Here is a 23,595-nt window from a genome sequence, read left to right as displayed (position 1 = left end):
AGCCAGACCGGCAATCGCAAAGCCGCGGCTAGTTCAGGTACTCGATTTTAGTGATCCACCACTGCTTGCTGCCTGACGGAACCGGTACCGAGACTTCGTCGTCAACTTGTTTCTTCAGCAGCGCCCGGGCCATCGGCGAATCGATGGAGATGTAGTCCATGCGACCGTAGATCTCGTCATATCCGACGATGCGGAACCGCTTGCTCTCACCCTCTTCGTCCTCGACTTCGACCCACGCGCCGAAGAACACCCGGCCTTCCTGCTCCGGCGAATAGGCGATCACGCGCATGTCTTCGAGACGCTTGCGCAGATAGCGCACGCGCCGGTCGATCTCGCGCAGCAGCTTCTTGTTGTACTGATAATCGGCGTTCTCGCTGCGATCCCCCAGGGAAGCGGCCCACGCCACTTTTTGCGTGATATCGGGCCGATGCTCGCGCCAGAGGTAGTCGAGTTCCTTCTTCAGGGCGGCATGGCCCTCGACGGTGATGATTTTGGTACTGATTTCACTCATTCACGCTGTCTCTGCCCCGGTTTGGGTTCGTTTGTTCTGTTGGGGGGAAGCCTACAGGGTTGGGATGGCCGAGGGGCAAATCAAGCCAGCGCTCATTTGACCAGGCGCTTTTCTTTGGAAGGCCGATAACCGAAGTACGCGCTGTAGCATTTGCTGAAATGACTCGGCGAGACGAACCCGCAGGCCACCAGCACCTCCACCTGGGACAGCTCGGTGTGCTGCAGCAGTCGCCGCGCCTCGGTGATGCGCAATTCCAGGTAATAGCGCTGCGGGGTCGTGCCGAGTTGTTCCTGGAACAGCCGCTCGATCTGCCGCCGCGAGCGCCCGGCGTACTCCGCCAGTTGCTCAAGCTCAAGAGGCTCCTCCAGGTTGGCGTCCATCAACTTGACCACTTCCTTGAGTGGCGCGCTGACCGTCATGTGCCGACTCGGCTTGATCCGCCGATAGCGCGACTCCTCGAAAGACAGAATGTCTTCGATGCCTTCGATCAGGGCCTTGTCGTGCAGCGTCTTGATCCATTCCAGTGCCATGTGGAAGGCACCGGCGGGGCTTGCGGCAGTAAGGCGATCGCGGTCGATGACGAAGGCTTCGCTGGTCACCTCGCTGACTTTGCAGATCTCCGCCAGGGCGGCGCGGTGTTCGGGGTGAATTGCACACCGGTAGCCGTCGAGCAGACCGGCTGCGCCCAGGAACCAGGCGCCATTCCACAGTCCCGCAAGGGTAATACCCTGCTCGGCGGCGGTGCTTAGCAAATGGGTCAGTTGTTCATCGGCTTTGAGCCCGGTGCGAAAACCGCCACAGACGACCAGCAGGTCCAGACTCTTCAGAGCGGACAGGTCGAGCCGCGCATCGGGCCGGATCACAAGACCCAGATCACTGATTACTTCGCCCTCGTGCAAGCCGAATGTGCGCGACGTAAACAGCTCGGGGCGAAGCAGGTTGGCGGTGACGAATGTGTCCAGGGCCTGGGTGAAGGCCGGCAACGAGAAATGCTCGAGCAGCACGAAACCGGTTCGGGTCTGGGCCGACGGCGTTCGCCTGTTCTCATCCACGTAGCGAAGGTTCTTGACCTTCATGCCTCCGCTGAATTCTCGCCGCTCGATCACTGCCGCCTCGCTTTTCGTCATGCCTGGGTTGCCGATGGTTGCAGCCGTTCGCTGCCAAAAAATACCTTGATCAACGGCGGCAGGACCGGGTCCGCGCCATTCTAGCGGAACGGCGCCGGCGTTAAAGTTTTGTCGGGGTGGCCGATACACAACAGCCAGCGAAAGAAAGCCTCCAGGCGCTTCGACTCGCGACGACACCGCAACCCCCACACATCAGGCTGCTTATGGCGCTCGACCCGATCACCCTGCTGACGATGACCATCGCCCTCGCTGCGGCCGCCGCGCTGTACCTGGCCGTGGAGTGGCGGACGGTGCGCGAGCCTTCGCTGCTGTTCTGGAGCGCGGGGTTTGCCACTATTTCGGTGGGCTCGACCCTGGCATTACTGCGCAGCAGCGGCATTCTGGTGATTGGCATCTGGTTCGCCAACGGCTTGCTGGTCACCGCCCACTGGCTGTTTCTGCTGGGCGTTGCGCGGTTTACCGAGACCCGGTTGTCGCGGGCCTGGTATTTGATCTTCGTCCTGTGGATGGGGCTGTTGCTGCTGCCAGACCAGCCGTGGTGGTCGAAAGTGATGCTGGCAGCCAACTCGCTGTTGATCTCTCTGCTGATGGTCAAGGCCAGTGGGTTGCTGCGCCCTCACGGCAAGTCCCTGAGCGTCGGCGCGGTGCAGTTGCGCTATGTGCTGCTGGCCCACGGCGTGTTCTATTTTTCCAAGGCAGTCACTGCGGTGGTACCTGGCACGCTGATCGATCTGGCGGCCTTTCGTGGCGAGATCATCCAGATTTCGCTAGTTGAAGGCACGATCGCGGTGATGCTGATCGCCTTGTCCATGACGGGCTCAGAGCGTCATCGTCGGGAAAAACGCATGGCCCGGCTGGCGGCGCGGGATCCCCTGACGGCGCTGTACAACCGCCGCGCGCTGGAAATGCGCGGGCAGCGTGTGCTGGAAAAAGTCTCACAGGTGCGTCCGGGAGCGCTGCTGCTGATGGACGTCGATAATTTCAAACTGGTCAACGACCTCTATGGCCACAGCGCCGGCGACCGGCTGCTGGTCGCGCTCAGCGAAATCATACGTGCGGCCTTGCCCAACGGCTCGCTGGCCGCGCGCCTGGGCGGGGATGAATTTGTGGTGCTGCTCAGTGACACCTCCAGCGAGCATTTGCTGGCCGTGGGGAGCACGCTGCGCGAGGCCTTTCACGCGACCGCCTCGGCAACCTTTCCCACCCCCCAGCCCGTCACGTTGAGCATCGGTGCCAGCCTGTTCAGCCAACCGCCGTCCAGCCTGGGAGAGTTGATCGAGCGCAGCGATGCCGCCTTGTATGAGTCCAAACGGGGTGGACGCAATCGCATTCAGCTGGTAGATCAGAGCGTCAACGCCAGCGATCCGCTGCAAATACTGTGAAGGCTGAAAGAAGGATCACCCGCCATGCCCATGAGCAGCGCTCAACTGATCTACCGCGCCCCGGAACCCGATGATCTCGACCGCCTGTTCGCCATCTACAGCGACCCGCGGACCCAGCTGTTCAATCCTTCCGGGCCAATGACCGACGAAGCCCAGGCGGCTGGGATGCTAGAAGGCTGGATCGAGCACTGGGAGACCCATGGTTACGGCTGGTGGGCGATTGCGCGCAAGGATGCGCCCGAACACATCATCGGCTTTGGCGGCATTGGGCTTCACGACTTTATGGGCGAGCAGCGGATCAATCTGGGCTATCGGTTTGCGGTTGAGGCGTGGGGAAAGGGGTTTGCCACGGAAATGGGCAGAGCGGCACTGGCGTTCGGGTTCTCGAGCTTGAACCTGGGGGATGTCTACGGCTATGTGCGGCCGACCCACGCAGCATCTATCCGCGTGCTGGAAAAAATCGGCATGAAACGTTGCGGCGAACTTGATGACGTACCGGGTCAGGCGCCAAGCCTGATGTTCAAGGGCGTGGCTGCAGGGTGAAGGCGGCGCTGTTCAGTCAGATATCTGCTCAGTGAGAGAGCTGCATTCCGCAACTGGCGTCCAGTTCATCCCACGGATGCGCCGCTTCACGGGCATAGCCGCAGGTGGGCAAATGCACAAAGGTCGCTTCCCTTTCCGCTTCGCTCTGCCTGGCTTTACAGGTCCTGCACAACACTGTGTGGTCGTTTAGCCGCCAGTGGCTGTTCCACCGGACAAGATCGTCGGTCACCATCATTGTTTCCCCTCACCCTCACGTACGTAACCAGTTGATTCCACGTGGCGCAGGAGGTTTCCTTCGAGGAGTGGCTACCTGATCGGCGGTCGTCGTTTCAGGAAGTTCCGCTCATTCATGTTCTGCGCCTCGAGGTAAAACTCGAGGCCAAAACCTGCGCCATGGGCCGTTTGGGGATCGATCCGGGTTTACGCAACCTTTACCAACCCTAGACGTGGGTTTACACGGATCCGGTGTTTCATACGTCCATGGCGAACCCACTCTTTCGCCAAAGGAGACACCATGATGTCCAAGATGACCCAAGCCCTGATCCTGTCCGGTCTGCTCGCCAGCGCCGGTGCGGCGTCCGCCAGCGAACGCAACGTGATTGTGCCTGTCATCGCCGGAGCCGCCGTGGGTGCCGTACTGGCCGCGGTAATCAGTCAGTCGAACAACGACCGTCACGATCGCTATCAGGATTACCGCCCGCAACCGCGTTATGCGCCGCGTTATCAGCCTCAGTACCAGCAGGTTGTCTATGTGCCGGTGCGTGAGCGGGTCGAATATCGTCGCTTCGCACCACCGCCGCCCCACGGCTACTACGACGGCGGCTACCGCAGAGGTTTTGACCACGGCCGTGGCAATGACCGCTGGTAAGCACTAAGCATTGCGTGCAGTCAGTGGGACTGGCTGTGAACCTCAATGTGGGAGCGGCTTTAGCCATGAAGGCGTCGGGTGTCACACCGCAAATCCAGCGGTGTCCATGCGGGCCCCTTCCCGGCTGAAGCCGGTCCCACTAATACATCGCGCACATTGAGTGGGACTGGCTGTGAACCTCAATGTGGGAGCGGCTCTAGCCGTGAAGGCGTCGGGTGTCACACCGCAAATCCAGCGGTGTTCATGCAGGCCTCTTCCCGGCTGAAGCCGGTCCCTCTAAGGGATTTGCGTGCAGTCAATGGGACTGGCTGCGAACCTTAATGTGGGACCGGTTTTAGCCGGGAAGGCGGCCGCTGTCACACCGCAAACTCAGCGGTGTTCATGCGGGCCTCTTCCCGATTGAAGCCGGTCACACTAATGCATCGCATGCATTCAACCCACCCGCTTTCTCTGACAAAACTGCTAACGTGTCCGGCCATCACTGGCCCATCGACCACTGACTGCACGCAGGGACGGACATGTTCGAATTCATTTACCTGGCAATTCTCATCGGCATGGGCGGCACGGCGCTGCTGGATCTCTGGGCGTTGTTGCTCAAGGCGGTGCTGGGTTTGCCGACCCCGCCCTGGCACCTTGTCGGCCGCTGGTTTGCCGGGATGCCCAAGGGGCAGTTCGTGCACCGTAACGGCATCGGCGATTCCCGTCCCGTTTCCAATGAACTGGCGATTGGCTGGTTCATGCATTACACCGTCGGCGTGCTGTTCGCCGCTGCGCTGCTTTTCATCTGGGGCGTGCAGTGGGCCCATGCGCCGACCTTTCTTCCTGCGCTGATCGTCGGGCTGGTCACTGTCGGCGCCGGCTGGTTCATCCTGCAGCCCGGCATGGGTGTCGGGGTCGCCTGCAACAAGGCACCGAAGCCGAATGTCGCGCGGTTGCAGAACGTCGTCGGGCACGTGGTGTTTGCAATCGGCATGTATGGCGCGGCGCTGCTGGTGGGGTGATTAAGGCGCGGTGTGGGGTCGCACCCGGCCAATCGCGGTGAACCTATCTGCGCCGCTGCCGTTCTGAAACCTGAGGGCTGCATGGTTATGAAGCCCGTTCCACTCGATCAATCAGGAGACCCCCATGACTCAAACGGCCTTGGTCGTCGGCGCCAGCGGCATCGTCGGCAGCGCAACCACCCAACTGTTACTCGATAACGGTTGGCAGGTGGCCGCCCTTTCCCGCAGTCCCTCGCAAACGCCGGGCGTGATCCCCGTGGCAGCGGACCTGCAAGATCCGGCATCGGTCAAGCAGGCCCTTGCGGACCTCAAGCCAACCCACGTCTTCCTCACCACCTGGTCGCGTCAAGCGACGGAAGCTGAAAACATCCGCGTCAACGCCGCCATGGTGCGTAACGTGCTGGACGCGTTGAGCCCGGCAAAGAGCGTCAAACATGTCGCGCTGGTGACCGGACTAAAGCATTACCTCGGCCCGTTCGAAGCCTACGGCAAAGGCACCCTGCCGCAGACACCGTTCCGCGAGTCCCAGGGTCGGCTCGACATCGAAAACTTCTACTACGCCCAGGAAGATGAGGTCTTTGCCGCCGCCAAACGCGACGGCTTCACCTGGAGCGTGCACCGTCCGCACACCGTGACCGGCGTCGCGGTGGGCAATGCGATGAACATGGCGACCACCCTCGCGGTGTATGCGTCGATCTGCAAAGCGACCGGCCGCCCGTTCGTGTTCCCCGGCTCCCGCGTGCAGTGGGACAGCCTCACCGACATGACCGACGCGCGCCAACTGGCCAAACAGCAACTGTGGGCGGCCACGACGCCAGCCGCGGCGGACCAGGCCTTCAACATCACCAACGGCGACGTGTTCCGCTGGCAGTGGATGTGGGGCCAGATCGCCGAGTACTTCGGTGTGGACGCTGCCCCGTTCCCGGAGCAGGTTTCTCCGCTGGAGCAGCAGATGGCCAACGATCAGTCGGCGTGGGACGAACTGGTTCGCGCACACGGTCTGAAAGAAGCGGACATCACTCGCCTGATCTCGCCGTGGCACACCGACGCCGACTTGGGCCGCCCGATTGAGGTGGTCACGGACATGTCGAAAAGCCGAGCCCTGGGCTTTAACGCCTTTCAGGCCAGCGACCAGGCGTTCTTTGATGTGTTCGACACGTTGCGGGCACAGCGCCTGATTCCATAACGACGCGGATCACGGACACAAAAAAACGCAGCGGTGATCATGGTCATCGCTGCGTTTTTCGTATCCGGAGGCCTTGGGACTTAAGGAAGCGAGGGTCAAGCCTTTTCCAGCGCGTCCTCTTTGTGCATCGCCAAGTGCCCGGTCTTGTCGCTCTTGACCTCATACTGCGGCGCGTCGGGCGAAGCATGGCGATGACGGCCCATGAACTCCACCTCCCTGGTATGCACCTTGGTCACCTTGCCGACAATGTGTCCGGCTTCGGAATTCCAGCGCACGTGGTCGCCCACCTTAAATGCATGAGCCATCGATTTTTCCCCCAAAAAATTAAAGAACTCAGGGCTGCCAGAGGGTCTGGCTGCCTTCGAGTTTGCGATCCAGAAAACTCGCCGCACTGATCAGCGCCAGATGGCTGAGCGCTTGCGGCGTGTTGCCCAGATGGTGGCCGTGTTCGTCGAACTCCTCGGCATACAGGCCGAGCGGGTTTGCGTAACGCAGCAACTGTTCGAACTCCAGATGCGCCTGCTCCACCCGGCCGGCACGGGCCAGGCACTCGACGTACCAGAACGAGCAAGCGACAAACGCGCCTTCCTCGCCCTCAAGGCCATCGTGGTGGTCATCGTCATTGCGATAGCGGAACACCATGCCGTCGCGCACCAGCGTGCGTTCGATGGCGTCCAGGGTCTTGAGCCACTTGGGATCGCTGGCGCCGACGAACCGCACCAGCGGCATCAACAGCATCGACGCGTCCAGGTTTTTGCTGCCCTTGTACTGGACGAAATGGCCCAGGTCGGCATCCCAGAAGTTGTCCCAGATGTCGTCATGGATGGCCTGACGCGCCTTGTCCCAGCGCTCGAAAGGCGCCGGCAGCGAACGCTTCAATGACAGGCGCAGCGCCCGGTCCAGGGCGACCCAGCACATCAGCCGCGAATGCAGGAAATGCTGATCGGCGCCGCGCATTTCCCAGATCCCGACGTCCTTGCTGCTCCAGGTGTCGCACAGCTCGTTGACCAACCGGGTGACGTGCTTCCAGCCCTCGTGGGAGATGGCCTCACCGTATTTGTTGGCCAGGTACACCGCGTCGAGCAGCTCGCCGTAGATGTCCAGCTGCGTTTGCTTGTAGGCCTCGTTGCCGATGCGCACAGGCGACGCGCCGCCGTAGCCGCTGAGGTGATCCAGCTCTTCTTCAGGCAATTCTTCGCGGCCGTTCAGCGCATAGAGAATACCGAGCTTGTTGGCGTCTTCGCAGCAGTCGCCCATGCGTTCACGCACCCAGTGCATGAAGGCATTTGCTTCCTCGGTATAACCCAGGCGCATGAAGGCGTAGACGGTGAAGGACGCATCGCGGATCCAGGTGTAACGGTAGTCCCAATTGCGCTCGCCGCCCTGTTCTTCCGGCAGACCGAAGGTCGCCGCAGCGACGATACCGCCATGCTTGCGCGAGGTCAGCAGCTTGAGGGCCAGGGCCGAGCGATTGACCACTTCACGCCAGCGCCCGCGGTAGTTGGAATGCCGGCTCCAGTGCTGCCAGTAGTTGACGGTGTTTTTCAGATCGCAGTCGCAGTTTGTGGCCTTCACCAGCGGATCGTCGGCACCGCCGAGCATGAATTCCACGACATCACCCTGCTTCATCTCGAATTCTGCCACCGCAGCCTGGGCTTCGAGCGTCAATTTCGTTGTTGCCGCCAGACGCATGGCAGGCTGGCCTTCGGCCTCAAAACGAATGTCCTCACCGTCCGTGTGCGCGGTGGTGTCGGCGCGGCTGTAGTCGTGGCGCACCCGGCAGAGCATCCGAACGGCGGCCTGGCCGTGACGAACATGAATACGGCGGATCAGGCGCGGCAGGTTGTCAACTTCCGACGCAATGGGCATGACGTCGGTGACTTCAACCACCGCGTCTTTGGCGATCCAGCGCGTCATCAGCACGTTGGTCTCCGGCAGATACAGTTGCTGCCGGCGGGCGTCCGGGAGAATCGGCGCCAGCTGGAAAATGCCCGCGTCGGGGGTGTCCAGCAACGCGGTGAAGATGCTCGGGCTGTCGAAATCGGGCCAGCAGCAAAAGTCGATGCTGCCGGTGTCGGCCACCAGCGCGGCGCTGCGCATGTCGCCGATGATGCCGTGGTTTTCAATGGCGTTCTGCGGCTCTTGTTCATCGGGGTTCGGGGTGTGTTCAGCCATTGTTGCGGAACTCCGGGTAGAGGCTCATGCCGCCGTCGATGAACAGCGTCGTGCCGTGCACATAGTCCGACGCATCCGACGCCAGCCAGACGACGGCATTGGCGACATCCTCAGCCTCGCCCACCCGGCCGTAGGGGATCAGCTCCAGCAGTTTCTTCTCGGCATCGCCGCTGGTGGCTTTGGTGTTGATGGCGGTGCGGATCGCCCCGGGCGCAACGCTGTTGACGCGGATGCGCTGCTCGCCGACCTCCTGGGCAATGCTGCGCATCAGCAAATCGACGCCGCCCTTCGAGGCCGCGTAGTTGACGTGGCCAGCCCAGGGAATGACTTGATGCACCGAGCTCATGTGGATGATCTTGCCCCGGGCGCGGGACACCTCGGGGCGGATGTCCTGTTTGGCGAACTGCCGCAGCGCGGCGCGCGCGCAGAGGAACTGACCCGTCAGGTTGACGTTGATCACGGTGTTCCAGTCTTCGAGGGTCATGTCAGCGATGGCCGCGTCTTTCTGCAGCCCGGAATTGGCGACGAGGATGTCCAGCCGGCCAAACGCCTTGAGGGTCTCGGCGAACAGCTTTTCCACGTCCTGCTCGTTGGACACGTCCGCGCCAATGGCGATGGCCTGGCCCCCGGCATCAATGATTTCTTGCGCAAGCTTCTGCGCCGGTTCGGGTTGCGAGTGGTAGTTGACCACCACCGCCGCGCCTGACGCCGCCAGCCCTTTCGCTGCGCCGGCACCCAGTCCGGAACTGGCGCCAGTGACGAGGGCGACCTGGCCTTTCAAGGAAATCTGCATGGAATGTGGAGCCTCATGGTGAGCGTTTTAATGCTGACTCATGGGGTTCTGCCGAAGTTCATCGGGATGAGTACGCCCATGGCGAAAAGGCCCCTGGTTGGCATTGGCAGGGAGAGCCTTGGCGGTCCGCTGCAAATCCAGGGTGCACAGACTGGCCTCTTCCCGGCTGAAGCCGGTCCCACTAACAGCATGCGCGTACCCAGTGGGACCGGCTTTAGCCGGGAAGGCGTCGGTGGTCACTCCGCAAAATGGAGGGTGCCCGGACTGGCCTCTTCCCGGCTGAAGCCGGCCCCACTAACAGCATGCGAATACCCAGCGGGCCCGGCTTCAGCCGGGAAGGCGTCGGTGGTCACTCCGCAAAATCGAGGGCGCCCGGACTGGCCTATTCCCGGCTGAAGCCGGTCCCACTAACAGCATGCGCATACCCAGTCGGCTTTAGCCGGGAAGGCGTCGGTGGTCATGCCGCAAAATGGTGGGTGTCCAGAATGGCCTCTTCCCGGCTGAGGACGATCCCACTAAGCGCGCTTCAGTCGGGCAGGACTGGCTTTAGCCGGGAAGGCTGGACGCCGAACGACCGCGCTCAATAAACTGTTGCCCATCATGTCGCAGGCCTTCCACAGCAGGGTGACGAATGTCGGGTAACGGGGACGATGTATGAATCGCAATGAGCTGCGCAAGGCGGACATCAACCTGATGGTGGTGTTCGAGACCTTGATGCAAGAGCGTAACGTGACCCGCGCCGCCGAGAAGCTGTTCCTCGGCCAACCCACCATCAGTGCCGCCCTCAACCGCCTGCGTGCGCTGTTCAACGATCCCTTGTTCATTCGCGTCGGTCACCGCATGGAACCCACGGCGCGGGCCAGCGAGATCATCAGTCACCTGTCGCCGGCGCTGGACGCGATGTCCGTGGCCCTGAGCCTCACGCGGGAATTCGACCCGGCCAGCAGCGACATGACCTTCCGCATCGGGCTGTCCGACGACGTCGAGTACAGCCTGCTGCCGCCGATGCTGCGGGCGATCCGTGAGGAAGCGCCCGGCATTGTGCTGGTGATCAAGCAGGTCAATTTCTGGAATGTCTCGGAGCTGCTCATGTCCGGCGACATCACCGTCGGCGTCTGCCTGACCCGTGAACTGCCGGCCAACGCCAAGCGAAAAATGCTGCGCATCATGCGGCCGATGGTGGTGCGCGCCGACGCTTCGCCTGAGCCAATCACCCTGGACGAATACTGCACGCGGCCCCACGTCGTGGTGTCCCACGTGGCGAACATTTCAAGCTTTGCGGATGAGTGGCTGGCCGCGATCGGCCGCAAGCGCACCGCCGTACTGTCGGTGCCGCAATACAGCACGCTGCCGGCGTTGATGGAGGGAACGGATCTGCTCTGCAACCTGCCGGACCACCTGACCCGGGCCATGGCCCGAACCGGTCTGCGTGGCGAGCCGCTGCCGTTCGTGACGCCGGATCTTGAGCTGTCGATGGTCTGGCTCAGCGTCATGGACACCGACCCCGCCGAACGCTGGTTGCGCAAGCGGCTGGAGGCCTTCATGGGGGATGCCGGCGCTTCCAGTCCCGCGCCTTGAGGCCCGACGAGTTCCCGGCTGAAGCCGGTCCTACAAACCAGCGATCGAATGTAGGACCGGCTTTAGCCGGGAAGAGGCCGGTTTGAACACCCACAAATCTGCGGTGTAGCGGCCGAAGCCTTCCCGGCTAAAGCCAGTCCTACGACGCGCGCGTGACTTAGTGGGACCGGCTTCAGCCGGGAAAGCGTCAGCGGTGACAGCACAAAATGATGGCGTTCACACCATTCTCTTCCCGGCTAAAGCCGGTCCCGCTAAAACCTCTTGCAGCGCCAGCAATACCCTCAATCAGCCAAAACGACCGGTGATGTAATCCTCGGTCTGGGTCTTGGACGGCTTGGTGAAGATGGTGTCGGTGTCGCCGTGTTCGATCAGTTCGCCCATGAACATGAACGCGGTGTAGTCCGAGCAGCGCGCGGCCTGTTGCATGTTGTGGGTGACGATGATCACGGTGAACTGCTCTTTGAGCTCGGTGATCAGCTGTTCGATGCGACCGGTGGAGATCGGGTCGAGGGCCGAAGTCGGCTCATCCAGGAGCAGCACTTGCGGGCGCAACGCGATGGTGCGGGCGATGCACAGACGCTGTTGCTGACCACCGGACAGGCTCTGGGCGCTCTGCTTGAGCTTGTCTTTGACTTCATCCCACAACGCCGCGCCGCGCAGAGCCTGCTCGACGCGCTCTTCCATCTCGCGACGGGAGAGTTTTTCGTGGTGACGCACCGCGTAAGCGATGTTGTCGTAGATCGACATCGGGAACGGCACCGGCTTCTGGAACACCATGCCGACGTTGCTGCGCAGGCGGTTCATCGAGTAACCCGGGGCCAGAATGTTCTCCCCGTTGAGCATCACTTCGCCTTTGGCTTCCTGTTTCGGGTACATCGAGTAAATGCGGTTGAACACCCGCAGCAGCGTGGACTTGCCGCAGCCGGACGGGCCGATGATCGCGGTGATGCGCTTCTCGGGGATGATCATGTCGACCGACTTCAGCGAGCGCTGAGTGCCGTAGTAGAAATCGAGACCGCGTACCTGGATTTTGGTTTTTTCGTCGGCGAGGGAAAGGTTGTTCATCAGGACGCCCTATTGCGCAAAAGGAGAAGACGGGAACTGAGGCTCAGTACCAGTACAAACATGGTCATAATCAAAGCGCCGGCCCAGGCCAGGGAATGCCAGTCGTCGAACGGACTCATCGCGTACTGGAAAATCACCACAGGCACGCTTGCGATCGGTTTGAGCAGGTCACTGCTCCAGAACTGGTTGCCGAAGGCGGTGAACAGCAACGGCGCGGTTTCGCCGGTGATGCGCGCCAGCGCCAGCAGGATGCCGGTCACCACGCCGGCCTTGGCCGCACGCAGGACAATCTGCAGCGTCAGCTTCCATTGCGGCACACCGAGCGCCAATGCGGCTTCGCGCATGGTCGACGGTTGCAGCTGGAGCATTTCGTCGGTGGTTCGCACCACTACAGGAATCACCAGCAGGGCCAGGGCCAGGGCGCCGGCGATGGCCGAGAAACCGACCTGATGGTTGGTCACGGCGCTGAGGGGCAGGATCACCGCGGTGTACACGAACAGACCGAGCACGATCGACGGCGCCGACAGCAGAATGTCGTTGATGAAGCGCACCGCGTTGCCCAGCTTGGTATTACGGGCAAACTCCGCCAGCCAGATACCCGCCATCAAACCAATCGGCGTGCCGATCAGCAGGCCGATGCCGGACATCAGAATGCTGCCGTAAAAGGCGTTCGCCAGACCGCCCGACGAGCCCGGTGGCGGGGTCATGTCAGTAAACAGGCGCAGGTTCAGCGCTGCGAACCCGTTGACGATCGTGGTCAGCAGAATCCATACCAGCCACAACAGGCCGAAGGCCGTCGCGGCGCAACTGAGGACCATCGCGATCTTGTTCTTGATCGCCCGGGAGCGGTACAGGTTTTCGTTATCGGCCTTACTCATAGACCCTCCTTGCGCGACAGACGAGAGAGCATCAGACGGGCGATCGCCAGCACGATGAAGGTGACCACGAACAGCAGGAAGCCCAGGGCGATCAGCGCAGAACGGTGCAGGTCGGTGTAGGCCTCGCTGAACTCGTTGGCAATCACCGAAGCAATCGAGCTGCTCGGCATCATCAGCGATGCCGAGAACTGGTGGGCGTTGCCCAGCACGAAGGTCACCGCCATGGTTTCACCGAGGGCACGGCCCAGACCCAGGAACACACCGCCAACCACCGCAGAGCGGGTGTACGGCAGGACGATGTCCCAGACCACTTCCCAGGTCGTGCCGCCCAGTGCGTACGCCGATTCTTTAAGGGCGATGGGCACGCTGCGGAACACTTCGGTCATGACCGAGGTGATGAACGGGATAATCATGATCGCCAGCACGATGCCGGCGGTGAGCATGCCGATGCCCAGGGGCGGGCCCTGAAACACCGGGCCGATCAGCGGCAGAGCGCCGAGGTTGTCGTTGATCCACGGGGCCATGTACTGGGCCATGAACGGGCCGAACACGAACAGGCCCCACATGCCGTAGATGATCGAAGGAATACCCGCCAGCAGCTCCACAGCCGAAGCGATGGGCATGCGCAGCCAGGGCGGTGCGACTTCAGTCAGAAAAACCGCGATGCCGAAGCTCACCGGAACGGCGATCAGCAGTGCGAGAAAGGAGGTCACCAACGTGCCGTAGATCGGCACCAACGCGCCGAACTTGCCGTTGACCACGTCCCATTCGGTACTGGTAAGAAATTCGAAGCCAAACGTTTTGAATGCCAGGGCACCGCCCCAGAGTGTCGAGCCGGCGATACTCGCCAGCAACAGCAGCACCAACAGAGCCGCTCCCAGCATCGTGCGCCGAAACCAGGCGTCGTGTCGGTGATCGCGGGCCGCGCGTTTTTCGCTCTCGGATATTGCATCCGGAATCACAGCGGACATGTATTGGGTGTTATCAGTCATGGTAGGTCCACTCGCAAGGAAACCCTGCCATCGAGCGCTCGGTGGCAGGGGTAAGCCGGATTACGTCGAGTTACTTGGTGAACTCGGTTTTCCAGTAGTCTTCGATCTTGCTGACCAGCGATGCAGGCAGAGGTACGTATTCCAGTTTTTCAGCGGCGCTCTGACCTTTTTCCAGGGACCATTTGAAGAAGTCGAAAGCAGCAGCGCTTTTCTCGGCGTTCTTCGGTTGCTTGTACATGATGATCCAGGTGGTCGCGGTGATCGGCCATGCCGTCTTGCCCGGCGCGTTGGTCATGATCAGGTTGAAGTCTTTGGCGTTGGCCCAGTCGGCAGTGTCGGCCGCTGCGGCGAAGGCTTTGGCGTCAGGCTTGATGAACTCGCCAGCCGAGTTTTGCAGTTGGGTGAAAGCGATATCGCTCTTGGTGGCGTAGGAGTATTCAACGTAACCGATCGAGCCCTTGATCTGTTTTACGTAAGCCGCCACACCTTCGTTACCCTTGCCGCCCACGCCCACTGGCCATTGAACAGCGGAGCCGGTGCCTGGACCGGATTTCCATGCGTCGCTGACTTTGGTCAGGTAGCTGGTGAAGTTGAAGGAAGTGCCCGAGCCGTCCGAACGGTGAACGACGGTGATGTTGGTCTCAGGCAGTTTCAGGCCTTCGTTCAGTTTGACGATCGCAGGATCGTTCCACTTGGTGATTTTGCCCTGGAAAATGTCGGCCAGTACTTGCCCGCTCAATTTCACGTCGTTGGCTTTCACGCCTTCGAGGTTGACGACCGGTACGATGCCGCCGATCACGCTTGGGAACTGACCCAGACCGCCCGCCTTCAGGTCTTCAGCGGACATCGGAGCGTCGGACGCGCCGAAATCAACGGTGGCAGCCTTGATCTGGGCAATACCGCCGCCCGAGCCGATCGACTGGTAGTTGACGCGATTGTCAGCAGTTTTGCTGTAGTCCTGCGACCACTGCGAGATAACCGGGAATACGAAACTCGAACCAGCGCCAGTCACATCAACGGCGTGTGCCATACCCGACAGGCACATCGAAGCCATCAGAAGCGACAGGCGTTTTTTAGTCAGCAGAATCACGGCAATACCTCAACAAGAGAATTTTGTGTGTGTGGTCACAGTTGAAGACCCGAGGCAGATTTAAAACCGGAAACATTTCTGTTTGATGACAGTCTTGAGACCGCGCGGAAAAACGGAGGCTTCTGTCAGCCATTTCCTACAGCTTGTAAAACTGAAGTGCCCGGTTTTGCTGGCTAAGGCTGAAGTTGTCTAGCGGAAGGGAATTTAATATCAATGCGCCACATATCACCCTGTAGGCATGCATTTTGTGGCAATTGCGCCCGGTGTTGGGCGCCGCAGGGCCGTCGCCAGGGGCAGGCAGAACTCACCGGCCGTGCCGCACGGCCGATTCATCTCGGCAATGTGTATCGAGATTTTGCGGCCAGCCCCACTCCCCTGGAAGGCCAGCCCTCACACCGCTTCGGCAAGCCGTCCGATGTCGGCCATCACTGCGTTGATCTGATCAGCGCTGGCTTTTGAGCCGGTGTAATAGGCCGTCACCAAAATCGGTGGCCTGTCGCCGGGCCAGATTACGGCGACATCGTTGGTGGCGTTGTTGGAACCCGAACCGGTCTTGTCTCCTACACGCCAGCCGCCGGAGACGCCGGCGCGCAGCTTCTTGTCGCCGGTCTGATTGTTCACCAGCCACGCCGTCAACTGATCCCGCGAGGGCAGCGTCAGTTCGTCACCCAGCACCAGGGTGTTCAACGTGTGCAACATGGCGACGGGCGTGGTGGTGTCGCGCAGATCCTGCGGCCGGTTTTCATTCAGATCGGGCTCACGCCGGTCCAGGCGGGTTCGCGTGTCACCGATCAAACGCAACCAGGCGGTCAACCCTTCGGGACCGCCCATGCTGTCGAGCAGCAGGTTGGCTGCGGTGTTATCGCTCAGCGTCATCGCCGCCTCGCACAGGGAACCGACGCTCAGCCCCTGCCCGCCCACATGCAGCTCGGTGGTCGGCGAATACGCCACCAGTTGCTCGGCGGAATAGACGATACGCCGCGACAGGTCCTCCTGCTTTCGATCAACCCGCGCCAGCACATGGGCGGCGGCCAGGCATTTGAAGGTGCTGCACAGGGCAAAGCGTTCATCGCCGCGATGGCTGATCAGGCGCTGGCTGGCCGTGTCCAGAATGGCGACACCCAGCCGGCCGCCGTGACGAGATTCGAGGTCGGCCAGTTGCTGCTGGATGGCTCGGTCGGAAAAGCGGTCGGGAGACGGCTCGGGACGCCGTTCGGCAGCCAGTGAGGAAAGACTGAACAGCGCAGGCACGGCCAGCAACGACGCGCCAATGAGACTTCTGCGGGTGATCAAGATGGACGTCCTTGTGAAGGGCAACGAGCGCCGCAGGGATCATGGCGCTTATCCCGATGGGATGAGCTGCCGCTGAGCCGCTGCGAAGGGTGAGCAAACCGGCGCCCATCATCCGACCAGACGCAGCCTCATTTCAACCGCTGCCGGCGCAAACGTCCTGTTTGCCCCACCTTTGCCATTATCGCGGCCGGTCAAATCCCGACACCGACCGCACCCACATGAACAGCCGCAGGGTCGCAGGGTTGTCGATGGGCTCGTGGTTCGCCGCCAGTTCGCCGGCCAGAGATGCCAGCGACTGCGGCAACAGCCAGGAAATCTCCTGCTCGGTGGCCTGATACGGCACCGGGGTTTCATCGTTCTCGAACGCTGGCCATGGGTTCATCGCCGTCTCTCCCGCACACACATGGATGGTTACAGATCGAGCACCAACGGCCCTGAAGCCGGGACTGCGCAGCAGATCAGCACGTGGTCCGACGCCGGCCTTTCAGCGGGCGGGACCGGGTAATGCACCTGGCCACTGATGAGCCGGGTCTTGCAGGTGCCACAGGATCCACCGCGACAGCTGAATTCCGGGTTCAGCCCGCGGCTCTCGGCCAGTTCCAGCAGACTGCCACCGGTAGGCTGCCAGCGCGCTTCCTTGGCGGAGCGTTCGAACACCACCCGCACCGCTTCGGTGGCGGCAGGCGGTTGCTCAACCGCGATCACTTGGGAATCGCCGCGGCGCTTGAGACTGGACGGGCCGAAGGTCTCGGCGTGGATGCGCTCGTCGCGAATCAGCAAGGCGCGCAGGCCGTCGTAGATTTCCTGGGTAAACGCGGCCGGCCCGCACACATAGAAATCAAAATCGTTGAACGGCAGCAGTGCCTTGAGCAGATCAAGGTCGATGCGGCCGGTCAGGTGGAAATCCTCACCCACACGCGCCGACGTTTCCGGCTGGCTCAGCACGCGGATCGCGGTCAACTGATCGCCAGCCTTTGCAATGAGTGTGTCCACTTCTTCGCGAAACGCCAGGTCGGCCAGACGACGTGCACTCTGGATGAACCAGGTCGCCCGCCCTCCCCGCACCCGTTTGCCTTCGTAGATGACTTCTCGCAGCATCGACAGCATGGGCGTGACGCCGATGCCCGCACCCAGCAGCACCAACGGCCGGCGCTCTTGCGGGTCCACCACGAAACTGCCTTGGGGAGAACGCGCCTGGAGCAGATCGCCGACCTTGACCTGGTCATGCAGGTACACCGAGGCCTGTCCGTCGCGCTTGACGCTGATGCGGAAGAATCCGTCGGACGGCGCGCTGGACAGGCTGTAGGTACGAATCAGCGGCGGCTTATGACTTTGCTGCGACAGGGGGAGCGACACGCGCAGCGGCAGGTGCTGACCGGCCTTGAACGCGGGCAACCCGGCACCGTCGGCAGGCTCGAAATAGAACGAACGAATGCCGGCGCTTTCGTCCTCGATCCGCGTCACCCGCATGGGCCGCCATTGATCGCGCAGGGCATCGGCCTGCAAACGGACGGCGGTCTGCTGCCAGTCGCCGGTCATCAGGCTGTTCGGCGACCACCCCTGGAATTCCCAGCGCGAGCGCAACGCCGCCGGCCGACGCACCACCTGTTCCACACGCACCTGCCAGAGCCGCTCGGCGCCCTGGAATGCCGCGATTTCCGGCCCGTCGAGGATCAGCGTGACCGTGCCCGCCACCTGCAACAGCTCGCCGGTCTGGAAATCAACGAACAGCAGACCCGCTCTGGGATTGAGCTGAAAATTGCCCAGCGTGTTGAAAAAGAGATTGCCGGCGAAATCCGGAATGGTCAGCACATCGCCCTCCACCCGCACGAATCCGGGCTGGCCGCCACGGTGGGACACGTCCACCGAACGGTGGGGCTGGGCGCCCTCAAGGTCGACATAGCTGGCGACGAAGAACGTGTCGGCGCCACGAATGGTGGCGATCGCGGCGTCATCCAGTGCAGACAAGCGTTGCGCGGCCGGCCGCTGCGTCGGCGACGGCAGCGGTTTCAACGCCCGCAGTTGAATGTACTGCGGGCAATTGCCGAACGCGTGTTCGACGCTCACGGAAAAACCGTTCTCCCACAGTTCGCTGATGTGGCCGTTGAGGCGATTGCGACGGCGGGTGTGCAGGTCGATGCCAAGCATGCCCACCGCCGCGCCCGGCGCAACCCCGGCGCCGACCGGGTCTTCAGCATCGGGGCGTCGGCTGATGTCCAGACGCCTGGCGTCAGGGGACTGGATAAACCCCGGTTGGGCATCCAGCAGGGTCGCCCACGGCCAGCCTTCATTGTCGACGGCACCGAGAATCAGGTACGGCAGGTGCTCGTAGAACTCGCGGTGCTGATCGGGCATGTAGTCACGAATCACGCGCTTGCCCAAGGTTTCCATGCGCTCTGCAACGCCGACGTTGGCCTGCAGAGCGCGCTCGCCGGAATGCCATGGCGATGCCGTTTCAACACGAATCTCGTTCATGGCGCGAACTCCCTGGGATCACTGAGAACTTACTGAGAATTACTTGACCAGGCCTGCTGCCGTGCGTGGCATTGGCGTGAAACCCGGCAGGTTCTCGATGCGCGCCAGCCATGCCTGCACGTTGCCGTATTCATCCAGCGAGACGTTGCCTTCAGGTGCGTGGGCGATGTAGCTGTAGGCGGCGACATCGGCGATGGTGGCGTGATCGGCGGCAAGAAATTCACGACCGCTGAGGTGCTGATCGATGACCCGCAGCGTTTCGTGGGCACGCTGGATCGTATCCTGGGGATCGAAACCGGCACCGAACACGGTGATCAGACGTGCCCGCGCCGGGCCCAGATAAATGGCGCCGGAGGCGGCAGACAACCAGCGCTGGACTTGCGCGGCGCCCTCGGGATCATTTGGCAACCAACGGCCCGATGGGTCGTACTTCTTCGCCAGGTACACCAGGATCGCGGTTGAATCAGCGACGATGACCCCGTTGTCGTCGATCACCGGCACTTGGCCGAAGGCGTTGATGGCGAGGAATTCCGGCGTCGTCTGCTCGCCCTTGGCCAAGTCAACGAATTGAATGGCCGGCGCAAGGCCCAGCAGCGACAACATCAGCTCGGCGCGGTGGGAGTGGCCGGACAGCGGGAAGTGATAGAGCGTGATGGCGGTCATGGGGGTGGCTCCTGCTAGTGGATCGACTCAGCGCGGAGCGGCGGTGCCGCAATGGAGGGCCGCGCTGGTGAAACCGATAGTGGGCCTGACCGCCAGATTGCGGAATGACCAGAATCGGCAATCCACTGTTTCACAGGATGAAATGCTGAGGGCGAAACCGTGTTGCATTGCCGGCGCGCGGCGCTGAGAACCAGCTATAGGCACCCTTCAGAAATATCCCCCGGCCTGCTGCGCGCGATTGCTGCGTTGATCGGGCACAGCAGGCCGGGGGAGACGGCCGAGGTTTGCTTCTACCTCACAAAGGGCTCAAAGCCACTGACGCGCCGTCAGCCACATTCCATAACCCACGGCCATCAGCGCCCAGGCCAGCAACGGGTGAAACATCACCCGCCAGGCCATCGCCCGCGGCTCGAAACCGACGCCGTGGACGAAGCCCCCGGCCACGCCCCACATGATCAGCATCAGCAGACTGTGGGAATAATGGCCGTTGGCGTCGAGCATTGATGCGGGGTGAATCAGCAGCACCAGACTCAGCGGCACGGCCATCAACAGGGACAATGCCCGGCCGACGGCGTGCCTGAAAGGTGCGTTCAGCGCTTCAGCGGTCACGGCCGCTCTCCAGTGCGGCGGCGTCGGACGACTCCAGCCACAGCGCGTTGATGATGCCAAAGCTGCAGGCCAGCAACACGCCGAGAATCCAGGCGAAATACCACATGATTGTCTCTCCTCTAAAACGCGGGTCAGTACAGGCCGTGGGGGTTGTGGTCGATGTGGGCGGTGGTGACCTTGCCCCACATCTTGGCGTAGCACCAAAGCGTGTAGCAGAGGATCAACGGCACGAAGATGGACGCTGCGATCAGCATGATCATCAGGGTTTTATGGCTGGACACGGCGTCCCACACGGTCAGGCTCGACGCCGGGTCCAGGCTCGACGGCATGACGAACGGGAACAGCGCAAAACCTGCCGTGCACAACGCGCCGACGATCGCCAGGCTGCTGCCGAGGAACGACGTCCCGCCCTTCCCCGCGCTGGCGCCGAGCAATGCCAGCAAGCCACCGAAAATCCCCAGCAGCGGCGCGATGACGGTCAGCGGGTACTGCTGATAATTCCCCAGCCAGCCAGGGTTGCTGGCCGTCACGGTTTTCGCCAGCGGGTTCAGCGCAGCACCCGCATCAAAGGTTGAGGTGATCGCCAGGCCCTGAATGCCACCGAGCAACAGCCACACGCCGGCGCCAATGAACGACAGCAAAAACACGAGCGACAGCCACTGGGCGGCACGCCGTGAGCGTCGGGCAATCGCGCCCTCGGTGCGCATCATCAGCCAGCTGCCGCCGTGCAGGCCGAGCATGCTCAGGCTGACCACGCCGGCCAGCAGACCAAACGGGCTCAACAGCTGCCAGAAGTTGCCGTGATAACTGGAGCGCAGGGTGTCGTCGAACTGGAACGGCACGCCCAGCAACAGGTTGCCGAACGCCACGCCGAAGACCAGCGACGGCACCACGCCACCGACGAAAAGGCCCCAGTCCCAGCTCTGCCGCCAGCGGGTGTTTTCCAGCTTGCTGCGGTAGTCGAAACCCACCGGGCGTACGAACAGCGCAAACAGCACCAGCAGCAGCGCCCAGTACAAACCGGAAAACGCAGCGGCATACACCAGCGGCCAGGCCGCGAACAGGGCGCCGCCCGCAGTGATCAGCCAGACCTGATTGCCGTCCCAATGCGGAGCGATAGTGTTGATGACCACGCGTCGCTCGGTGTCGCTGCGACCGACGTAGGGCATCAGCATCGCTGCGCCCAGGTCGAAGCCATCGGTGAGGGCGAAGCCGATCAGCAACACGCCGACCAGCACCCACCAGATCATTTTCAGTGTCTCGTAATCGAACATCGTGAATTCCTCAGGTCAGGGCCGGTTGTCTGGCGCCAGCAGCGTTGCCGTGGGCGCCTTGCTCGAAGTGATAGCGGCCCGTGTGCAGGCTGCTCGGGCCGAGCCTTGCGAACTTGAACATCAGGTACATCTCGATGATCAGCAGGACGGTGTAGAAGCCGACCAGCGCCACAATCGAACCGATCACGTCCCCCGCCGACAGGGTCGAGGCCGACAGGTGCACGGGCAGCACTTCGCCGATGGACCAGGGCTGACGACCGTGCTCGGCGACCCACCAGCCGGTTTGGGTGGCAATCCACGGCAGCGGCAGGCTGAACACCGCCCACTTGAGCAGCCAGCGCTTGCGGGTTTCGTTCTTGCGCGCCGACGCCCAAAAGGCACAGGCGAACAACAGCAGCATGAGCACCCCGCTGAGCACCATCACGCGGAAGGTCCAGAAGATCGACGCCACCTGCGGGATCGAATCCAGCGCAGCCTGTTTGATCTGCTGCTCGTTGGCGTCGACGACTTTGTCGGTGTACTTCTTCAGCAACAGGCCGTAGCCGAGGTCCTTCTTCACCGCATTAAAGGCGTTGAGGGTCTGCTCGCTCTTGTCGCCGCCGCGCAGTTGGCCGAGCAAGTCATAGGCGGTCATGCCGTTGCGAATGCGGCCTTCGTGTTCGCGGACCAGGTCTTTGATCCCGGTGACCTGCTTATCCACCGAGCGGGTGGCGATGATGCCCATCACATAGGGAATCTTTACCGCGTAATCGGTGCGCTGCTCGGCCTGATTGGGCAAACCGAACAAGGTGAACGCCGCCGGCGCCGGTTCGGTTTCCCACTCGGCTTCGATGGCGGCCAGCTTGGTCTTCTGTACGTCGCCGATCTCGTAGCCGGATTCGTCACCCAGCACGATCACCGACAGGATCGAGGCCATGCCGAATGCCGAGGCGATGGCGAACGAACGCCGGGCGAAAGCGATGTCGCGGCCTTTGAGCAAATACCAACTGGAGATCGCCAGGACGAAGATCGCGCCGGTGACGTAGCCGGATGCCACGGTGTGGACGAACTTGACCTGAGCGACGGGGTTGAACAGCAGGTCGCTGAAGCTGGTGAGTTCCATGCGCATGGTGGTGAAGTTGAACTCGGCGCCGACCGGGTTCTGCATCCAGCCGTTGGCGATGAGGATCCACAGCGCCGACAGGTTTGAGCCGAGGGCCACCAGCCAGGTGACGGTCAAATGCTGGACGCGGGTCAGGCGGTCCCAGCCGAAGAAGAAAAGGCCGATGAAGGTCGACTCGAGGAAGAACGCCATCATGCCTTCGATGGCCAGTGGTGCGCCGAAGATGTCGCCGACGTAGTGGCTGTAGTAGGCCCAGTTGGTGCCGAACTGGAACTCCATGGTCAGGCCGGTGGTGACGCCGAGGGCGAAGTTGATGCCGAACAGCTTGCCCCAGAACCGGGTCATGTCTTTGTAGATTGGCTTGCCGGTCATGACGTAGACCGATTCCATGATGGCGAGCAGGAAGGCCATGCCGAGGGTCAGCGGGACGAACAGGAAGTGGTACAGCGCGGTCATCGCGAACTGCAGCCGGGAGAGGTCGACGACTGATTCCGATATCATTTTGGGGTTTTCTCAGAGGATGCGGGTGGGGCGCCCAGTACATGCAGGCCGGCTCGCACGCCGTCGTCCTTGACTTCGACCGGGGCGTCGAACCAGACGCTGCGGATGCCCATGAGCAGGACGAGTTTGATCAGGAGGATCAGACTGATGTCTTTGGCCAGGGGGTGTTTGAGGAAGTCGAAGGGACCGGGCATGTTGAGGACTCGTCGGGGTGCGGGGTATTTTTCCTACAGCCGCTTCCTACGGGTTTGATCCAGGTCAATAAGGCGCGTTCATTGGGGTGTGGCAGATCGCCACAGCTCTGCCTAACGGCAGATTGTTTCGCCTTCGGCGACTTACTTTTAAAAAGCACTAAAAGTAAGCAAAAGTGCCTGCTCTCGGTTGGGCCCTTCCTTCGTCAGGGTTCCTTCACTCCGGTCTCGCTCCGTGGGCCCGCGCCGAACGGACATCCATGTCCTGACGGCGCTCTCGCCGCATCCATGCGGCTCG

The 23,595-nt window shown here is 61.9% G+C and carries 24 protein-coding genes; 6 read left to right on the top strand and 18 right to left on the bottom strand.

Translation table 11 applies throughout. From position 1 onward, the window contains the following. Nucleotides 1-28: 28 nt before the first annotated feature. Nucleotides 29-502, bottom strand: a complete 474-nt coding sequence (gene greB / locus BMY98_RS22045; protein ID WP_074892517.1) for a transcription elongation factor GreB — start codon at nt 500-502, stop codon at nt 29-31. A 101-nt stretch (nt 503-603) separates the two neighbouring features. After that, nucleotides 604-1,638, bottom strand: coding sequence for a GlxA family transcriptional regulator (locus tag BMY98_RS22040; protein WP_074892502.1), 1,035 nt, complete (start codon nt 1,636-1,638; stop codon nt 604-606). 203 nt (nt 1,639-1,841) lie between these two features. Here BMY98_RS22040 and BMY98_RS22035 point away from each other — a divergent pair, with 203 nt between their 5' ends. The 5 genes from BMY98_RS22035 to BMY98_RS22015 all read left to right on the top strand — a co-directional run bounded on the left by BMY98_RS22035 (nt 1,842) and on the right by BMY98_RS22015 (nt 6,618). Then, nucleotides 1,842-3,020 (top strand): GGDEF domain-containing protein, encoded by a 1,179-nt coding sequence (locus BMY98_RS22035; RefSeq protein WP_074892501.1) that lies wholly within the window; start codon nt 1,842-1,844, stop codon nt 3,018-3,020. A 24-nt stretch (nt 3,021-3,044) separates the two neighbouring features. Next, nucleotides 3,045-3,563: a GNAT family N-acetyltransferase gene (locus BMY98_RS22030; protein ID WP_074892500.1), complete on the top strand. Its 519-nt coding sequence runs from the start codon at nt 3,045-3,047 to the stop codon at nt 3,561-3,563. A 514-nt stretch (nt 3,564-4,077) separates the two neighbouring features. Then, entirely contained in the window at nt 4,078-4,431 is a 354-nt protein-coding gene (locus tag BMY98_RS22025; RefSeq protein ID WP_074892499.1) for a hypothetical protein, read from the top strand. A 518-nt stretch (nt 4,432-4,949) separates the two neighbouring features. Continuing rightward, the gene (locus BMY98_RS22020) at nt 4,950-5,432 is read left to right on the top strand and encodes a DUF2938 family protein (RefSeq protein WP_074892498.1); all 483 of its coding nucleotides are present in this window, start codon (nt 4,950-4,952) and stop codon (nt 5,430-5,432) included. Between the two features lie 124 nt (nt 5,433-5,556). Then, nucleotides 5,557-6,618, top strand: a complete 1,062-nt coding sequence (locus BMY98_RS22015) for an SDR family oxidoreductase (protein WP_074892497.1) — start codon at nt 5,557-5,559, stop codon at nt 6,616-6,618. 95 nt (nt 6,619-6,713) lie between these two features. Here the strand turns inward: BMY98_RS22015 and BMY98_RS22010 are convergent, their stop codons facing one another. The 3 genes from BMY98_RS22010 to BMY98_RS22000 are packed head-to-tail and all read right to left on the bottom strand — an operon-like array spanning nt 6,714 to nt 9,586. Beyond that, a complete protein-coding gene (locus BMY98_RS22010) occupies nt 6,714-6,923 on the bottom strand; it encodes a hypervirulence associated TUDOR domain-containing protein (RefSeq protein WP_074892496.1) in 210 nt (69 codons plus the stop codon). A gap of 28 nt (nt 6,924-6,951) precedes the next feature. Next, nucleotides 6,952-8,793 carry a glycoside hydrolase family 15 protein gene (locus BMY98_RS22005; protein ID WP_074892495.1) on the bottom strand — a complete coding sequence of 614 codons (1,842 nt, stop codon included), beginning with the start codon at nt 8,791-8,793 and terminating at the stop codon, nt 6,952-6,954. Beyond that, a complete protein-coding gene (locus BMY98_RS22000) occupies nt 8,786-9,586 on the bottom strand; it encodes a glucose 1-dehydrogenase (protein WP_074892494.1) in 801 nt (266 codons plus the stop codon). Before BMY98_RS22000 ends, BMY98_RS22005 begins: the two co-directional genes overlap by 8 nt. 654 nt (nt 9,587-10,240) lie before the next feature. Here BMY98_RS22000 and BMY98_RS21990 point away from each other — a divergent pair. After that, entirely contained in the window at nt 10,241-11,164 is a 924-nt protein-coding gene (locus BMY98_RS21990; protein ID WP_074892492.1) for a LysR family transcriptional regulator, read from the top strand. 285 nt (nt 11,165-11,449) lie between these two features. Here the strand turns inward: BMY98_RS21990 and pstB are convergent, their stop codons facing one another. The 13 genes from pstB to cydP all read right to left on the bottom strand — a co-directional run bounded on the left by pstB (nt 11,450) and on the right by cydP (nt 23,300). Beyond that, the gene (pstB, locus tag BMY98_RS21985; RefSeq protein WP_065988537.1) at nt 11,450-12,229 is read right to left on the bottom strand and encodes a phosphate ABC transporter ATP-binding protein PstB; all 780 of its coding nucleotides are present in this window, start codon (nt 12,227-12,229) and stop codon (nt 11,450-11,452) included. Beyond that, nucleotides 12,229-13,107 (bottom strand): phosphate ABC transporter permease PstA, encoded by an 879-nt coding sequence (gene pstA, locus BMY98_RS21980; RefSeq protein ID WP_074892491.1) that lies wholly within the window; start codon nt 13,105-13,107, stop codon nt 12,229-12,231. The genes pstB and pstA overlap by 1 nt, the downstream gene beginning before the upstream one ends. Next, a complete protein-coding gene (pstC, locus tag BMY98_RS21975; RefSeq protein WP_065988539.1) occupies nt 13,104-14,099 on the bottom strand; it encodes a phosphate ABC transporter permease subunit PstC in 996 nt (331 codons plus the stop codon). Before pstC ends, pstA begins: the two co-directional genes overlap by 4 nt. Nucleotides 14,100-14,169: 70 nt before the next feature. Next, nucleotides 14,170-15,189, bottom strand: coding sequence for a phosphate ABC transporter substrate-binding protein PstS (pstS, locus tag BMY98_RS21970; protein WP_074892490.1), 1,020 nt, complete (start codon nt 15,187-15,189; stop codon nt 14,170-14,172). Nucleotides 15,190-15,579: 390 nt separating this feature from the next. Further along, nucleotides 15,580-16,482: a class A beta-lactamase gene (bla, locus tag BMY98_RS21965; protein WP_074892489.1), complete on the bottom strand. Its 903-nt coding sequence runs from the start codon at nt 16,480-16,482 to the stop codon at nt 15,580-15,582. A gap of 178 nt (nt 16,483-16,660) precedes the next feature. Then, nucleotides 16,661-16,864, bottom strand: a complete 204-nt coding sequence (locus BMY98_RS21960; protein ID WP_074892488.1) for a hypothetical protein — start codon at nt 16,862-16,864, stop codon at nt 16,661-16,663. Nucleotides 16,865-16,893: 29 nt separating this feature from the next. Next, on the bottom strand, nt 16,894-18,957 hold the full coding sequence (locus BMY98_RS21955; protein ID WP_074892487.1) for a 2Fe-2S iron-sulfur cluster-binding protein: 2,064 nt from the start codon (nt 18,955-18,957) through the stop codon (nt 16,894-16,896). A gap of 39 nt (nt 18,958-18,996) precedes the next feature. Next, the gene (locus BMY98_RS21950) at nt 18,997-19,620 is read right to left on the bottom strand and encodes a glutathione S-transferase family protein (protein ID WP_074892486.1); all 624 of its coding nucleotides are present in this window, start codon (nt 19,618-19,620) and stop codon (nt 18,997-18,999) included. Nucleotides 19,621-19,926: 306 nt separating this feature from the next. After that, complete coding sequence (locus BMY98_RS21945; protein WP_074892485.1) at nt 19,927-20,229, bottom strand: cyd operon YbgE family protein; 303 nt, start codon at nt 20,227-20,229, stop codon at nt 19,927-19,929. Beyond that, nucleotides 20,219-20,335, bottom strand: coding sequence for a cytochrome bd-I oxidase subunit CydX (gene cydX, locus BMY98_RS21940; RefSeq protein WP_065988546.1), 117 nt, complete (start codon nt 20,333-20,335; stop codon nt 20,219-20,221). The genes BMY98_RS21945 and cydX overlap by 11 nt, the downstream gene beginning before the upstream one ends. 25 nt (nt 20,336-20,360) lie before the next feature. Then, nucleotides 20,361-21,503 carry a cytochrome d ubiquinol oxidase subunit II gene (gene cydB, locus BMY98_RS21935; protein ID WP_074892484.1) on the bottom strand — a complete coding sequence of 381 codons (1,143 nt, stop codon included), beginning with the start codon at nt 21,501-21,503 and terminating at the stop codon, nt 20,361-20,363. 10 nt (nt 21,504-21,513) lie between these two features. Next, on the bottom strand, nt 21,514-23,106 hold the full coding sequence (locus tag BMY98_RS21930; RefSeq protein ID WP_074892483.1) for a cytochrome ubiquinol oxidase subunit I: 1,593 nt from the start codon (nt 23,104-23,106) through the stop codon (nt 21,514-21,516). After that, on the bottom strand, nt 23,103-23,300 hold the full coding sequence (gene cydP / locus BMY98_RS21925; RefSeq protein ID WP_074892482.1) for a cytochrome oxidase putative small subunit CydP: 198 nt from the start codon (nt 23,298-23,300) through the stop codon (nt 23,103-23,105). Before cydP ends, BMY98_RS21930 begins: the two co-directional genes overlap by 4 nt. Between the last annotated feature and the right edge of the window lie 295 nt (nt 23,301-23,595).

Origin of the sequence: Pseudomonas graminis (genome assembly GCF_900111735.1) — a bacterium.
In the GTDB taxonomy this organism is placed as follows: Bacteria; Pseudomonadota; Gammaproteobacteria; order Pseudomonadales; family Pseudomonadaceae; genus Aquipseudomonas; species Aquipseudomonas graminis.
This window is presented reverse-complemented; position numbering and strand designations above follow the sequence as displayed.

Excerpts from the sequence above, each read along its gene's own strand:
- BMY98_RS22040 (WP_074892502.1), bottom strand. The coding sequence starts at position 1,638 with ATGACGAAAAGCGAGGCGGCAGTGATCGAGCGGCGAGAATTCAGCGGA.
- BMY98_RS22035 (WP_074892501.1), top strand. The coding sequence starts at position 1,842 with ATGGCGCTCGACCCGATCACCCTGCTGACGATGACCATCGCCCTCGCT.
- BMY98_RS22030 (WP_074892500.1), top strand. The coding sequence starts at position 3,045 with ATGCCCATGAGCAGCGCTCAACTGATCTACCGCGCCCCGGAACCCGAT.
- BMY98_RS22025 (WP_074892499.1), top strand. The coding sequence starts at position 4,078 with ATGATGTCCAAGATGACCCAAGCCCTGATCCTGTCCGGTCTGCTCGCC.
- BMY98_RS22020 (WP_074892498.1), top strand. The coding sequence starts at position 4,950 with ATGTTCGAATTCATTTACCTGGCAATTCTCATCGGCATGGGCGGCACG.
- BMY98_RS22015 (WP_074892497.1), top strand. The coding sequence starts at position 5,557 with ATGACTCAAACGGCCTTGGTCGTCGGCGCCAGCGGCATCGTCGGCAGC.
- BMY98_RS22010 (WP_074892496.1), bottom strand. The coding sequence starts at position 6,923 with ATGGCTCATGCATTTAAGGTGGGCGACCACGTGCGCTGGAATTCCGAA.
- BMY98_RS22005 (WP_074892495.1), bottom strand. The coding sequence starts at position 8,793 with ATGGCTGAACACACCCCGAACCCCGATGAACAAGAGCCGCAGAACGCC.
- BMY98_RS22000 (WP_074892494.1), bottom strand. The coding sequence starts at position 9,586 with ATGCAGATTTCCTTGAAAGGCCAGGTCGCCCTCGTCACTGGCGCCAGT.
- BMY98_RS21990 (WP_074892492.1), top strand. The coding sequence starts at position 10,241 with ATGAATCGCAATGAGCTGCGCAAGGCGGACATCAACCTGATGGTGGTG.
- pstB (WP_065988537.1), bottom strand. The coding sequence starts at position 12,229 with ATGAACAACCTTTCCCTCGCCGACGAAAAAACCAAAATCCAGGTACGC.
- pstA (WP_074892491.1), bottom strand. The coding sequence starts at position 13,107 with ATGAGTAAGGCCGATAACGAAAACCTGTACCGCTCCCGGGCGATCAAG.
- pstC (WP_065988539.1), bottom strand. The coding sequence starts at position 14,099 with ATGACTGATAACACCCAATACATGTCCGCTGTGATTCCGGATGCAATA.
- BMY98_RS21960 (WP_074892488.1), bottom strand. The coding sequence starts at position 16,864 with ATGAACCCATGGCCAGCGTTCGAGAACGATGAAACCCCGGTGCCGTAT.
- BMY98_RS21955 (WP_074892487.1), bottom strand. The coding sequence starts at position 18,957 with ATGAACGAGATTCGTGTTGAAACGGCATCGCCATGGCATTCCGGCGAG.
- BMY98_RS21950 (WP_074892486.1), bottom strand. The coding sequence starts at position 19,620 with ATGACCGCCATCACGCTCTATCACTTCCCGCTGTCCGGCCACTCCCAC.
- cydX (WP_065988546.1), bottom strand. The coding sequence starts at position 20,335 with ATGTGGTATTTCGCCTGGATTCTCGGCGTGTTGCTGGCCTGCAGCTTT.
- cydB (WP_074892484.1), bottom strand. The coding sequence starts at position 21,503 with ATGTTCGATTACGAGACACTGAAAATGATCTGGTGGGTGCTGGTCGGC.
- BMY98_RS21930 (WP_074892483.1), bottom strand. The coding sequence starts at position 23,106 with ATGATATCGGAATCAGTCGTCGACCTCTCCCGGCTGCAGTTCGCGATG.
- cydP (WP_074892482.1), bottom strand. The coding sequence starts at position 23,300 with ATGCCCGGTCCCTTCGACTTCCTCAAACACCCCCTGGCCAAAGACATC.